Below are 13,529 nucleotides of genomic sequence, written 5' to 3' on the forward strand. Positions count from 1 at the left end.
TCCTGGCTGACGCTACGGCGCGGCTGAATCGCAAGGGCTCCCCGGCTTCGGCCGGGGAGCCCTTGTTGCTGTGCTGTGGATCCAGGCCGCGCCCACGAGCCGGGATCAGCCCCAGGTGTCTCGTGGCCCGGGGCCGCGCACCGAGCGAGGGCCTCTGCGGAATCCCGGACCGGCCGGGCCGAGCACGGTGACCTCCTCGACGACGCCCTCACCGATCTCCTCCGCCATCCGTCTGCGCAACGTCGGCACGAGCAGCCGGAGCTGAGTGGCCCAGGCCGTCGAGTCCGCCCGCACCACGAGCACCTTGTCCTCGAAGGTCTCCGGCGTGCAGTGGTCGGCGATCTCCGGGCCCACGACCTCGCGCCAGCGGCCCATGACGCCGCCCACGGAGACCTCCTCGGTCCAGCCCTTCTCACGCAGCAGCCGTCCGACCAAGGAGCCGAGCAGCTGCGGATCACGTGCACCCGGACCCGACCCGCTCGACCGCGGTTCGGCCAGGGGAGAGCGGCGCGAGGGCGACCCGGGCCGCAGCCCGCGCGCCCGAGCCGCGGCCTTGGCACGGTTCAGCGCGGCGCGCGCGACCTCAGAAGGGGGTGTCAGAGGGGGCTCAGAGTTATCCACAGGCCCCTGTGGAGAGTCGTCAGTCACGAGTCACCGTCCCGGGTTCCACGTGAAACCGTACGCCTTCCAGAGCGGCAGGAATGTCCTCGGCCACAGCCGCCGTCACCAGTACCTGGCGAGCAGGGAGCACCAGGTCCCCGAGCCTCTGTCGGCGCCTGACATCGAGTTCGGCGAACACATCGTCGAGGATCAGTACGGGGTCGGCATCGGTACCCAGATCCGGGTCCCAGAACGCGGGTGAATCCGCCGAATTCTGCGGATCTCCGCCGAGGAGGCGGAACGACGCGAGACGCAGCGCCAGGGCGAACGACCACGATTCGCCATGGCTCGCATACCCCTTGGCCGGCAAGCCACCCAAGGTGAGAACGAGGTCGTCCCGATGCGGACCGACGAGACTCACGCCTCGCTCCAGCTCCTGCGGCCGCGCTGTGACCAGGGCCTCCAGCAACAGGTCACGCAGGTGCCCCACGTCGGCAAAGTTATCCCCAGGCCCTGTGGACAACTCCGGTGGATTACCCGCCGAGAGGGCCGGCAGAGACGACCGGTACGCGATCTCCGCGTCCCCGTCGGCATCGCTCACCTGCTCGTACGCCGCAGCGACGGCCGGACGCAGCGCGTCGACCAGCTGGATCCGCAACGACAGGATCTCTGCCCCGAGCTCGGCAAGCCGGGCATCCCACACATCGAGCGTCGCAAGCTCGGCCGCAGCGCTCTCCGCTCGCGACGAGCCGCCCGAGCGCCGCGACGCCCGAGCCGACTTCAGCAGTGCGGAACGCTGCCGGAGCACACGCTCGTACTCTGAGAGCACCGCGGACACGCGCGGCATCATCAGGACCAGCAGCTGGTCCATGAAGCGCCGCCGGCCGTCCGGCTCTCCCTTGACCAGCGAGAGATCCTCCGGAGCGAAGAGCACCGTGCGCAGCACCCCCAGGACGTCCCGCGCTCTCACCGCCTGGCCGCGGTTGATGCGCGCACGGTTCGCCTTGCCCTGCGTGATCTCCAGCTCGACGGTGCTCGCCCGGTCCCCCCGCACGATCCGCGTGCGCACGACGGCGCGGTCCGCACCGGACCGGATGAGCGGTGCGTCCGTGGCAACGCGGTGCGATCCGAGCGTCGCGACGTACCCGATCGCCTCGACGAGGTTGGTCTTGCCCCGGCCGTTGCGCCCTACGAAGGCGTTGACCCCGGGCTCGAGCTCCACGTCGGCCGACGCGTACGACCGGAAATCAAGCAGGGAGAGGTGGGAGACGTACATCGGTAGGAGATCGTACGTCCCGCGCGCTACTCGGCCGACTTCACCGCGTGCCCGCCGAACTGCTGACGCAGCGCGGCAACCGCCTTCATGGCGGGCGACTGCTCCTGGCGGGAGGCGAAGCGGGCGAACAGGGCAGCGGAGATGACGGGCAGCGGAACCGCCATGTCGATGCCCTCGTCCACGGTCCACCGACCCTCGCCGGAGTCGTCGACCCAGTCGTCCAGGAGCGCGAGCTTCGGGTCCTGCGCGAGTGCCTTGACCATGAGGTCGAGGAGCCAGGAGCGGACGACGGTGCCGCGGCTCCACGCCTTCATCGTGCCGTGCACGTCGGTGATGACGTCCGACTTGGCGGCAAGCAGCTCGTAGCCCTCGGCGTAGGCCTGCATGAGGCCGTACTCGATGCCGTTGTGGACCATCTTGGCGTAGTGACCGGCACCGACGCCGCCGGCGTGCACGAAGCCCTCGTCGCGAGGGCCTTCCGGACGCAGCACGTCGAAGACCGGCATGACGGACTCGACGTCCGCTGCGGCGCCACCGACCATGAGGCCGTACCCGTTCTCCAGCCCCCAGACACCACCGCTCACACCGACGTCGAGATAGCCGATGCCGTTCTTGGCGAGCTCCGCGGCACGCTCCTGGTCCTCGACATAGTGCGAGTTGCCGCCCTCGATGACGATGTCGCCCTCGGTGAGGATCTCGGCGAGCTGGTCGAGCACCCCGCGCGTCGGCTCACCCGCGGGGACCATCACCCAGACGACTCGCTTGTCCGCCGGCAGTGCGGCCGCGAGGTCGGCGAGCGTCGGGACGTCCGACACCTCCGGCCGCGGGTCGAACCCGGTGACCTCGATGCCGCCCTTGCGCAGGCGGGCCCGCATGTTGTTGCCCATCTTCCCCAGGCCGACCAGGCCGATGTGGGTGACCATGTGTGTGAATTCCTCCAGGGTCGATCAACGGGCTCGCTTGTGGCGGCCGTTCTTGGCGCAGGCTGAATGTCCAGTCTGACGGATGTGGGCTGTGGACGACGAGGCCTCCGTGAGAGTGCCCCGCCCGTCAGCCAGTGAAGCGGATCGGGACCAGCAGGTATCGGTAGGCGGAGTCGTCCTCGCCGTCCAGGCTGCCCTGACCGGTGAACTCGACGGGCTTGTTGGGATGCGTGAACGAGAGTCGAACGAAGTCGGTACCCAGTGCGCCGAGCCCGTCGAGCAGGAACTGCGGGTTGAACGCCACGGCGATGTCCTCGCCGACCAGCACCGCCTCCAGCGCCTCGGAAGCCTGTGCGTCGTCGCCGTGGCCGGCGTCGAGCACGACCTGGCCGTCGCTGAACGAGAGGCGGATCGGGGTGTTGCGTTCCGCGACGAGGCTCACACGCTTGGCGGCCTCGATCAGGGGCGCCGTGGCGACCACGGCGTGGATGGGTGTGCTGTCCGGGAAGAGCCTTCGGACGGCGGGGTAGTCACCCTCGACCAGCTGGGATGTCGTCTGGCGGCCGCCGGCCTCGAAGCCCACGAGGTCGAGGCCCTGGCCTGTGGACAACCCGACGTTCACGAGCCCACCCGAGCCGAGGGACTTGGCGACGTCGTTGAGGGTGCGTGCGCGGACGAGAGCCACGGCAGAGAACCCCGGGGTCGCTGGGGTCCAGGTGAGCTCCCGAAGCGCGAGGCGGTAGCGGTCCGTGGACAGGAGCGTGATGCGCTCGCCCTCGATCTCCACCCGCACCCCGGTCAGCAGCGGCAGGGTGTCGTCCCGGCTGGCGGCGACGGTCACCTGGGCGACGGCGTGCGTGAACGCGTCACCGGAGACGGTGCCGCTGACCTCCGGGAGTCCAGGCAGTGCCGGGTACTCGTCCACAGGCATGGTGAGAAGTGTGAATCGGCTGGCCCCACAGGTGACGATGACCTTGTTGCCCTCGAGCGCCACGTCCACAGGCTTGTTGGGCAGTGCTCGTGAGATCTCGGCCAGCAGCCGACCGGAGACCAGGACGGTACCTGGCTCTGCGACCTCAGCAGGAATCTCCGACCGCGCGGACGTCTCGTAGTCGAAGCTCGCCAGGTTGATGACGCCCTGAGCGTCCGCCTCGATGCGGACGCCGGCGAGCACAGGTGCCGGCGGGCGCGTGGGGAGCGTGCGAGCTGTCCATGTCACGGCATCGGCGAGGACGTCGCGCTCGACCCTGAACTTCATGCCGTTGCATCTCCTCTTGTTCCTGGACTGTCGAGGGAAACCCTACGCGAGTTGCTGACCGCGTGGCACTCCAGAGTCTCCGGCTGTGGATGGACTTCTTTCGGTGCTTAGTACTAATGTTCGAAGACGTGCACCGAGCGCCCGGACCGCCTGATGAAGGCGTGTGGATTCCCTCTTAGAGATAGATGTCGTAGTCGTAGTAGGTGTTGTGGAAACTGGGGATATCGGGTCTTCACGCAGGTCAGAGGCCCTTTTCTCCTGTGGAGGAGCTGTGGGCTCACCTGTGCAAGAACTGGGGACACCTGTGGACGGCCCATTTGTACACACAGGCTGTCCACCGTTTTGGGGTTCGCCACCCACAGAAAAAGGCCGTTCGTCCACACCCGTCCACAGGCTTGTCCCCAGGTGTGTATCGGCAGGTCACGGCGATCGACCGAGTTCTGCACAGGGTGCGTCCACAGTGCTGGGGACAAGCTGAGTGGATCGGCGGGAACCCGCGGCTCCCCGTGTGGATAGACCTGTGGAGGTGCGGATATGCAACACCCCCGTGCACCGGTCAGGCTGTGCACAGGGGTGGGGACAACTGTGAAAAAGGGCGGACTGTCCGGTTTCGAGGCGGTGGATCGCCGTCTGCGGTCAGCCGCGCTGTTGCTGCTTGATCCGGCTCGTGAGCTCCGTGACCTGGTTGTAGGTCGAGCGACGCTCGGCCATCTGGCCCGCGATCTTCTTGTTCGCGTGCATGACCGTGGTGTGGTCGCGCCCGCCGAACTGCTGGCCGATCTTGGGCAGAGACAGGTCGGTGAGCTCACGGCACAGGTACATGGCTATCTGCCGGGCGGTCACCAGCACACGAGACCGGGACGATCCGCACAGGTCGTCGATGGTCAGGCCGAAGTACGCGGCCGTCTGTGCGATGACAACGGCCGGTGTGATCTCGGCGGTGTCGTCGTCATCGGTGATCAGGTCCTTGAGAACGATCTCGGCGAGGGCCAGGTCCACCTGCTGCCGGTTCAGGTTCGCGAACGCCGTGACGCGGATCAGAGCGCCCTCGAGCTCACGGATGTTCGTCGAGATCCGCGAGCCGATATAGGAGAGCACGTCGGCCGGCACGTCGAGATGCTCGCTCGCTGCCTTCTTCCGCATGATCGCGATGCGGGTCTCGAGGTCGGGGGGCTGGACATCGGTGATGAGGCCCCACTCGAAGCGGGAACGCAGCCGGTCCTCGAAGCCGTTGAGCTGCTTCGGTGGCACGTCGGATGTGATCACGACCTGCTTGTTGGCGTTGTGGAGCGCGTTGAACGTGTGGAAGAACTCCTCCATCGTCTGTTCCTTGCCCTGCAGGAACTGGATGTCGTCGATGAGGAGCACGTCGACGTCGCGGTACCGACGCTGGAACGCGCCAGCCTTGCCCTCGCCGATGCTGTTGATGAAGTCGTTGGTGAACTCCTCGGAGTTCACATACCGCACGCGGATGTGTGGATACAGGTTGTGGACGTAGTGCCCGATGGCGTGCAGCAGGTGGGTCTTGCCCAGTCCCGAGTCGCCGTAGATGAAGAGCGGGTTGTAGGCCTTCGCCGGTGCCTCGGCCACGGCGACGGCGGCCGCGTGCGCGAACCGGTTGGACGAGCCGATGACGAACGTCTCGAAGATGTACTTCGGGTTCAGCCTGGTCGGCTCGGCAGACGGCTTCGGTGCGGGCTGCGGAGCGATTGGCATCTGTGCCTGCTCGGGCTCCGGCGGTTCCTGCTCGAGGGAGAGAGTGGCCGGTCCCGAGATCTGCGACGGACCGGCGAGCGTCCGGCTGCTCAGCTCGGGGTCGACGGTGATGCCGAACCGCACGTCGCGTCCCAGCACAGAAGACATCGCCGACACGAGGTCGTCGCGGACCGCCGTCTCCAGATACGTACGGGTCTGCTCGTGGGGGACAGCGATGAACACCATGTCGTCCAGCACTGCCATCGGCTTGGCCAGGCGGATGAAGGCGAGCTGCCGGGGGCTCATATCGGGCCGGCCCTCGAGTGCCGTCAGGGTCTGTGCCCAGACGTCACCGATGTTCTCGTCCGGGTTGGCCACTGGCTTTCCTTCGTCTCGTGCGCGGGGTCCTGCAAGTGCTGGGGGTGTGTTGGAGTCTGCCATGATGGGGCACCGTCCACACAGTTGTCCACAGGTTGTGGATTGCGCGGATCGCCGCTGAACAAGTGGTACACGGGCAGGTGAACCAGCCCTCCGGACGGCTGGTCGAAGCCCGCGATGTGGCGCGTCCGACACGCATGATCCCGCCGCTCTGGTTTGACCCGGAGGGCATAGGCGGCGTAACGTCATACAGCCGTTCCAGGTACTTCTGCGCGCCTACACACGGATTCTGGCCGCGTCTCTTCGACGTCGGCCATGACCGGTGGAGCAGGCCCCGGGTCGGCGAGGCCAATCGTTGTACTGAGCGGCCAACTTTCACTGCATCGTCGAGGACAGACGGTGTGCCTACCCCGACGTTCTTGGAGTACCTCGTGAGCAAGCGGACCTTCCAGCCGAACACCCGCCGTCGTGCAAAGACCCACGGCTTCCGGCTGCGCATGCGCACCCGCGCCGGCCGCGCCATCCTGGCGGACCGTCGTCGCAAGGGTCGCGCCGAGCTCTCAGCCTGAGCCATGCTGCCCGCGGCGCACCGTCTGCGCCGTTCCGTCGACTTCGAGCGGACGGTGCGTCGCGGCACGCGTGCAGGTCGATCGACCGTGGTAGTTCACCTCCTGGTGCCGGACGAAAGTGTCTCGGACGCAGGATCGGGAACTCCACAGGTCGGTTTTGTCGTTTCCAAGGCTGTGGGCAACTCCGTGCAGCGCAATCTCGTGAAGCGTCGGCTCCGTGCCGCCGCTGCTGAGCAGCTGTCGGTGCTGCCCGGTGCTTCGCGCACCGTGGTGCGTGCACTTCCGGCGTCATCGTCGGCGACGTACGCCGATCTTGAGCGGGACCTCGACTCGTGCCTGCGCCGTGCCGTCGCGCGCGCTACCGGAGACGGCAAGAGATGACCACCATCCCCGCGCCCGAGGGTGAGGCGCCGCCGCGCGAGCCCTCGCTGATCGGCCGGCTCCCGGTGACCCTCCTCGTGGGGATGGTGCGCTTCTATCAGGCGTTCATCAGCCCGATGAGCCCTCCGAGCTGTAAGTACTACCCGTCCTGCTCGCAGTACACCTTGATCGCCTTGCGGCGTCACGGTGCAGTGCGCGGGCTGGGTCTCGCGCTGTGGCGCCTGCTGCGGTGCAACCCGTGGAGTCTCGGCGGCGTCGACGACGTGCCGCCCGTGCGCGGCGCGCACACCCACGCCGAGGGCTGACCTGCCCCGGCTCGGGCCGCCGACACGACACCCGCACCTCCCCGCAGACTTCGCGTCACCAACTCTGGAGCTTCTTGACCGATGGACTTCTTCGCATTCCTCTGGCCGATCGAATGGGTCGTCGCCTGGATCATCTACGGGTCGCACTGGGTCTTCACGTCTCTGGGGATGGCCTCCGGCCCTGGCACGGCGTGGGTCCTGTCGATCGTCGCGCTGGTGATCGTCATCCGCATCGTGCTCATCCCGCTCTTCTTCAAGCAGATCAAGGCTTCGCGCGGGATGCAGATGATCCAGCCCGAGCTGCAGGCCGTGCAGAAGAAGTACAAGGGCAAGACGGACCCCGCGTCCCGCGAGAACATGACGCGCGAGACCATGGAGCTGTACCGGAAGCACGGGACGAACCCGTTCGCGTCCTGCATGCCGATCCTGCTGCAGTCGCCCATCTTCTTCGCGCTGTTCCGGGTGCTGAACGGTCTGGAGGCCATCTCGACCGGTAACGCGGATCCGATCGGGCCGATCACCCAGTCGGTTGCCGGCGACATCGAGTCGTCGACGCTCTTCGGCGCTCAGCTGAGCGACGTCTTCCTGCAGACGGACTCCTGGGTCTCCCGCACCGTCGTCATCGTGCTGATCGTCGCGATGAGCGTCACGACGTTCACCACGCAGCGGCAGCTGACGATGAAGAACATGCCGCCTTCGGCCCTCGAGGGCCCGATGGCGCAGACGCAGAAGATGATGCTGTACATGCTGCCGCTGGTCTTCGCCATCTCCGGCGTGAACTTCCCGGTCGGTGTTCTGATCTACTGGACGGTCACCAACCTCTGGTCCATGGGTCAGCAGTACTACACGATCAAGCGCATGCCGACGCCGGGCTCGATCGCTGAGAAGCAGATGAAGGAGCGGCAGGCGGCGAAGGCCGCCAAGCGCGCCGCCAAGAACGGCGAGGTCATCGAGGACGAGACTCCCGTGGTGGAGCAGCCCAAGAGCGGCCAGCGGGTGCAGCCGAAGCGGAAGGACCGGCAGAAGGGCACGGCGCGTCCCGCGCCCACCCGTCCCGTCATCGCGCAGTCCGCGCCGCAGGACGAATCGCAGTCCGCGCCGCAGGACGAATCCGAGCCGACGCCGGCGAAGCAGACCGGGTCCAAGCCCAAGCCGTCCGGCACGACGCCGGCCAAGCAGCCGGGTTCGAAGCCGAAGCCGTCCGGCACGACACCCGGGTCCACCCCGACGTCGTCGGGCAAGCGCAAGCAGAAGAAGTAGGAGGAGACCCGATGAACGCGAGCACAGGTACGGCCGCGCCCGACCCCGCGGCTCCGGTCGTGGATCCTGAGGACCGGACCAAGCGCCTCGAGGAAGAGGGCGAGATCGCGGCCGACTATCTCGAGGAGTTCCTCGACATCGCCGACCTGGACGGTGACATCGACCTGGACATCAAGCACGACCGCGCCGCGGTCGAGGTTGTCGCGGACGATCCCAAGTCGCTGGCGCAGCTCATCGGCAGCGAGGGCGAGGTGCTCGACGCGATACAGGAGCTCACGCGTCTGGCGGTGCAGACGCGCACGGGCGAGCGAAGCCGCCTGATGCTCGACATCGGCGGGTACCGGGCCGCTCGACGGGTCGAGCTCACGCGCCTCGCCGACGCTGCGGTCGAGCAGGTGCGCAGCTCCGGCGAGGAGGTCGAGCTCGAGCCGCTGAACGCCTTCGAGCGCAAGGTGGTGCACGACGCGGTCGCCGCGGCCGGCCTGGTCAGTGACTCACGTGGTGTCGAGCCCGAACGATACGTAGTGGTCCAGCCGGCAGGCGCGCCAGCAGCGGTCAGCGACTGATCTATTGGCCTCGGCCGAGGGCCGGTGTGCGTCCCGAGGACGTGCACCGGCCCTCGGTGTGTTTGGCTACTTTCGAGAGCAAGTGGAGGGCGGGGACGTGGAAGGTTCGGACAGTGCGGCACAGGAGATGCCTGTCGGAGGCGATGTCGTGCCCGACAGCGAGACGCTCGGTGCGAGCGATGCTGTCAAGGCGTACCTGGGCGATGCGTACGACGGCGTCGCACGCTATGCGGAGATGCTTCGTGACCAGGGGGAGCTCCGCGGACTGATTGGGCCTCGCGAGGTTCCGCGCATCTGGGAGCGGCACATCCTCAACTCCGCTGCGATCATGCCGTACCTTCCGGCGTCGGGCTCGGTGGCTGACATCGGGTCGGGTGCCGGCCTTCCGGGAGTCGTGCTGGCGTTGATGCGGCCGGACCTCGAAGTGATCCTCATCGAGCCGATGGAGCGACGGACGACTTGGCTCGCAGAGGTCGTCGACGAGCTCGGCCTGACGAACGTCCAGGTGAAGCGAGGGCGCGCGGAGGAGTTCCACGACGCGTTCGAGGTAGATGCGGTCACGTCCCGAGCGGTGGCCGCACTGTCCAAGCTGGTCCGACTGAGCATGCCGCTCGTCCGGGTGGGCGGTGAGATGGTGATCCTCAAGGGCCGCAGCGTTGCGGAGGAGGTTGAGCCGGCGCGCAAGGTTCTTCGGAAGTACGCAGCGGGCGATCCGGACATCCTTGAAGGCGTCACCGTTGATGGCGTTGAGTCCACGACGATCGTGCGGGTGCGTCGAGGAAAGTAGAGCAACCCACGGAAGTGGTTTCACGTGGAACGGGAGCAGTCGCCTGGAGCGAGTGCTCCCGTTCTGTCGCTGCGCTGCGGGCGGGCGGCCGCCCCTGCCTTGGGCGGAGACTCTTGCGAGCGCGGACGTCACGGTGTCGCCACCGGTCGGCGGGCTGGGTCGCTGCAGTCCTGGGCCTGTTGCGCCCGACCGGTGCTTCGGTCGAGGGAGTGCCGCGGTCCGGAGAGGTCGACCACCAGTAGTCGACCCAGTGGTCGACCCAATGGTCGACCCAGTAGTCGACGCTGTAGTCGGCCAGGCGAGTCGGCCAGGCGAGTCGGCCAGGTGCTGGCCCGGGGCCGGTGGGTGTGGTCGCGGGGGCCTGAGTGAGTGGCCCGGATTGGCGACGTCAAGCCGGTCCGTTGGGGCCGTGTTTCACGTGGAACTAGCGAGACGAACTGGCAGAGCACCCGCAGCGCTGGATGGCCAGGTGTTCGGAGAACGGCCGGCGTCGATGGTCAGGCGGGCGGCCTCCGTACATAGCCCTCGTGCTGTTCCCGGGGCTTCGGGAGTGGGGTGCGCCGCGTGAGCGGCTCGTCGTCGTTGGGCGGCCGGGACCAGGCACCACCCGCATCTCCACCTTGACTATGCGCATGCAGCCGATTCACGGTCCCATCCCGACCGGACCGCCTCGTGTTTCACGTGATCACGTTTCACGTGAAACGCCCGGAGGTGTGGGAGACCGCTGGTCTGCCGTGAACGACGTGTGTTCACGGTGGCGCCGGCGGACCGGTGGAAGGAGTCATGCCGGCCACGGTGCACCACAATCGGCGGCGAGCTCGATGCGCTCAAGTCCCCACAGGAACTGGGCGGCCTATCGGGCCACGCGGCGGCTGCGCGCAGTCGACATCATGGGGGAGGAGTTCCGGGTGCCGGGCGCGGTGTGGAGGAACGAATGTGGGACGGAGGAGGCGCCCCAGAGGGCGACTCACTCGTGCTTCGTCCGAGCGTTTCACGTGAAACTTGAACCGTCGATCGCGGTAGTTCCCGAAGAGTTGGACAACGGCGTCTTTCGGGTGCACCGAGGTCGACGTCTGGCCGGAAGGTCGGGATCAGGGTCCAAAGGGGCAGAAGAGTGGATCCGATCCCTCCGGGACCGGCGTTTCGACACCGCCGAACAGGCGCGCGACCTTAGCGTTACAGGCGTGTGCTTCTTCAGACGAAAGTCCAAGCGAGTAGCGGCAGCCAAGTCCGTTGCGGCGTCGGCTGCCCCGGAAACGGCGTCCGACTCGTCCGCTTCCGAACCGGCCTCCGCTATGGGGGAGCCCGCGACTGAGACAGAGCGGTCCGAGGCGATGGCGGCAGAGGTGACCTCGAGCGTCGCCGTGCTCGTCGATCAGTCCTCCCCGGCGGCCGACGCGACGGCCGACCGGATGGCAGGCGCGCCCGATGGGGGATTGGGTGTGGTCCTGGCTGACGTGGACGTGGATCCGACGACGGGGTCTGAGGACGCCGCGGCACGCGCCAGCGTCCTTTCGAGCGATGCGGCTGCGCCGGACCGGACGGCGAGGCCGGCGATCGAGACATCTGATGGCCGGCCGATATCTGCGGAGAGAGGGTTGGAGTCAGACGGCCAGGAAGCGGCCACCTTCTCCGCCGGGACACCAGGTGCCGAAGCGGGGGCAGCAACGGCCGTCACCGCGGAGCCGTCCATGACTCCGGAACCGTCCGTGACCCCGGAACTGTCCAGCGCCGAAGAGCTATCCGCCGCCGACGAGGCCGGCTCCGAGGGATCCACTTCGGTCGACGAGGAGTCCGGCGCTCCTGAGGCGGGAGGCATAGCGGAAGAGCTCAAGGCCGGCGAAGGCAGGACCGACGCGGGGGCTCAGGTCGACAGGATCGCGGACCCTGCCGTGCTGTCGTCCGAGGACATGGTGCTGCCACAGCCCGAGATCATGGACGACATGCCGCGGGATGAGGTCTGGGGTCAGGACCGCCCGGGCCATAAGGGAAAGAGCGTTGCTGCGTTGAGTGAGCTGATCGAGTCGGTGACCACGCCCGCGACCGCCGCTGAGCATCAGGGTGTCGGCGAGACCGCTGAGTCAGCGACCGCCGAGGTGATCAACCAGGTCGACGTGGGGATGAGCGTCGGCCACGCCGAGCACGGCACGGTGCCGGCCCCAGCTGACTCCGATCCGGATCAGATGGAGGAGCTGCCGTCGGACCGCCCGGTTCCAGCTGACGCGATCAAGCGAGCCAGCGAAGCGCTCGATGCGGCCGTGAATGCGGCGCCCGCAGTCCTTGGTCCGGTCTCGCACGCGGACGATGACGAGGCGGTTGCCCTTGTGGATCCGGAATTCACACATTTCGACAGAGAATCTCAGGCGGAGTCCGAGCCAGATGACGTGGCCAGCGATTACAGTGGCCGCGTGACGGATCCGATTCCTGTGCAGAGCCTCTCCGCTCCCGGCGTTTCACGTGAAACGTCCGGGGCCGCGCAGATGCCCCATGGCACGCAGCAGCCCACGGGCGGCCCTCACGGTGGCGATGACGAGCGTCGGTCAGCCCTCATCGCAACCGTTCCGGCCGTTGACGATACGACGCCTGTCGCCGCCGAGCTCGCGATGGATGCTCGCCGACGTATCGAGCTCCAGGGGCGACGATTCCCTCGTCCGCCGAAGACTCGCATCATCACGGTGGCCAATCAGAAGGGAGGGGTCGGCAAGACGACGACCACGGTGAACGTCGCCGCGGGGCTTGCCCAGTCCGGCCTCAACGTGCTGGTCATCGACAACGACCCGCAGGGCAACGCATCCACCGCCCTGGGCATTGAGCACCGCGCGGGAACCCCGTCGGTGTACGAGATCTTGGTGGAGGGGGAGTCCCTCGCCAGCACGGTGCAGCAGTGCCCGGACATCCCGAACCTGTGGGGCGTTCCCGCGACCATCGACCTCTCCGGTTCCGAGATCGAGCTCGTCTCGCTCGTTTCACGTGAAACGAGGCTCCGGAAGGCGATCGACAAGTACCTCGCCGACCGCATCGCCGCCGGCGAGGAGAGGATCGACTACGTCCTGATCGACTGCCCGCCGAGCCTCGGCCTCCTCACGGTCAACGCGTTCGTGGCGGGTCGCGAGGTCTTCATTCCCATCCAGTGCGAGTACTACGCGCTCGAAGGGCTGAGCCAGCTGCTCAAGACCATCGACCTGATCCGCTCCCACCTCAACCCGGAGCTGCGCGTCTCGTCCATCCTGCTGACCATGTACGACGGTCGCACCAACCTGGCACAGCAGGTCGCCGGCGAAGTTCGTTCGCACTTCCCGGCCGAGACGTTCAAGACGACGATCCCGCGTTCGGTGCGCATCTCTGAGGCTCCGAGCTACGGCCAGACGGTCATGACCTATGACGCGACATCCACGGGTGCACTGGCGTACCTTCAGGCATCCCGTGAACTGGCCGAACGCGGCCAGGGTGGTTCGAGCCCGCGCCGTGCGATGCAGGCAGAGCCGGTCGGGGCGCAGGACTGATGGTCCGCAGTGACGCACGGGGCGCGAT

The 13,529-nt window shown here is 67.4% G+C and carries 12 protein-coding genes; 7 read left to right on the forward strand and 5 right to left on the reverse strand.

The window, feature by feature from the left end:
• Positions 1 to 105: 105 nt before the first annotated feature.
• The 5 genes from LUU90_RS26500 to dnaA all read right to left on the reverse strand — a co-directional run bounded on the left by LUU90_RS26500 (position 106) and on the right by dnaA (position 6,130).
• Positions 106 to 621: a DUF721 domain-containing protein gene (locus LUU90_RS26500; RefSeq protein ID WP_275004977.1), complete on the reverse strand. Its 516-nt coding sequence runs from the start codon at positions 619 to 621 to the stop codon at positions 106 to 108.
• A gap of 19 nt (positions 622 to 640) precedes the next feature.
• Positions 641 to 1,876, reverse strand: coding sequence for a DNA replication/repair protein RecF (gene recF / locus LUU90_RS17755; RefSeq protein ID WP_275004979.1), 1,236 nt, complete (start codon positions 1,874 to 1,876; stop codon positions 641 to 643).
• Between the two features lie 26 nt (positions 1,877 to 1,902).
• A complete protein-coding gene (gnd, locus tag LUU90_RS17760; protein WP_275004981.1) occupies positions 1,903 to 2,799 on the reverse strand; it encodes a phosphogluconate dehydrogenase (NAD(+)-dependent, decarboxylating) in 897 nt (298 codons plus the stop codon).
• A 127-nt stretch (positions 2,800 to 2,926) separates the two neighbouring features.
• Positions 2,927 to 4,057: a DNA polymerase III subunit beta gene (dnaN, locus tag LUU90_RS17765; RefSeq protein WP_275004983.1), complete on the reverse strand. Its 1,131-nt coding sequence runs from the start codon at positions 4,055 to 4,057 to the stop codon at positions 2,927 to 2,929.
• A 636-nt stretch (positions 4,058 to 4,693) separates the two neighbouring features.
• Positions 4,694 to 6,130 carry a chromosomal replication initiator protein DnaA gene (dnaA, locus tag LUU90_RS17770; protein WP_275004984.1) on the reverse strand — a complete coding sequence of 479 codons (1,437 nt, stop codon included), beginning with the start codon at positions 6,128 to 6,130 and terminating at the stop codon, positions 4,694 to 4,696.
• 431 nt (positions 6,131 to 6,561) lie between these two features.
• On the opposite strand from dnaA, the gene rpmH reads away from it, so the two are divergent.
• From rpmH to LUU90_RS26505, 7 genes are all read left to right on the forward strand, one after another.
• Positions 6,562 to 6,699, forward strand: coding sequence for a 50S ribosomal protein L34 (gene rpmH, locus LUU90_RS17775; protein ID WP_108493057.1), 138 nt, complete (start codon positions 6,562 to 6,564; stop codon positions 6,697 to 6,699).
• A 3-nt stretch (positions 6,700 to 6,702) separates the two neighbouring features.
• The gene (gene rnpA / locus LUU90_RS17780; RefSeq protein ID WP_275004985.1) at positions 6,703 to 7,080 is read left to right on the forward strand and encodes a ribonuclease P protein component; all 378 of its coding nucleotides are present in this window, start codon (positions 6,703 to 6,705) and stop codon (positions 7,078 to 7,080) included.
• On the forward strand, positions 7,077 to 7,385 hold the full coding sequence (yidD, locus tag LUU90_RS17785; RefSeq protein WP_275004987.1) for a membrane protein insertion efficiency factor YidD: 309 nt from the start codon (positions 7,077 to 7,079) through the stop codon (positions 7,383 to 7,385). Before rnpA ends, yidD begins: the two co-directional genes overlap by 4 nt.
• 81 nt (positions 7,386 to 7,466) lie before the next feature.
• Positions 7,467 to 8,645, forward strand: a complete 1,179-nt coding sequence (gene yidC, locus LUU90_RS17790) for a membrane protein insertase YidC (protein WP_275004988.1) — start codon at positions 7,467 to 7,469, stop codon at positions 8,643 to 8,645.
• Between the two features lie 11 nt (positions 8,646 to 8,656).
• Positions 8,657 to 9,211 (forward strand): protein jag, encoded by a 555-nt coding sequence (locus LUU90_RS17795; protein WP_275004989.1) that lies wholly within the window; start codon positions 8,657 to 8,659, stop codon positions 9,209 to 9,211.
• A gap of 127 nt (positions 9,212 to 9,338) precedes the next feature.
• Positions 9,339 to 9,998 carry a 16S rRNA (guanine(527)-N(7))-methyltransferase RsmG gene (rsmG, locus tag LUU90_RS17800; protein WP_275005274.1) on the forward strand — a complete coding sequence of 220 codons (660 nt, stop codon included), beginning with the start codon at positions 9,339 to 9,341 and terminating at the stop codon, positions 9,996 to 9,998.
• Between the two features lie 1,346 nt (positions 9,999 to 11,344).
• Positions 11,345 to 13,501, forward strand: a complete 2,157-nt coding sequence (locus LUU90_RS26505; RefSeq protein WP_425596253.1) for an AAA family ATPase — start codon at positions 11,345 to 11,347, stop codon at positions 13,499 to 13,501.
• Positions 13,502 to 13,529: the final 28 nt, after the last annotated feature.

Source organism: Promicromonospora iranensis (assembly GCF_028994775.1).
GTDB lineage: Bacteria > Actinomycetota > Actinomycetes > Actinomycetales > Cellulomonadaceae > Promicromonospora > Promicromonospora iranensis_A.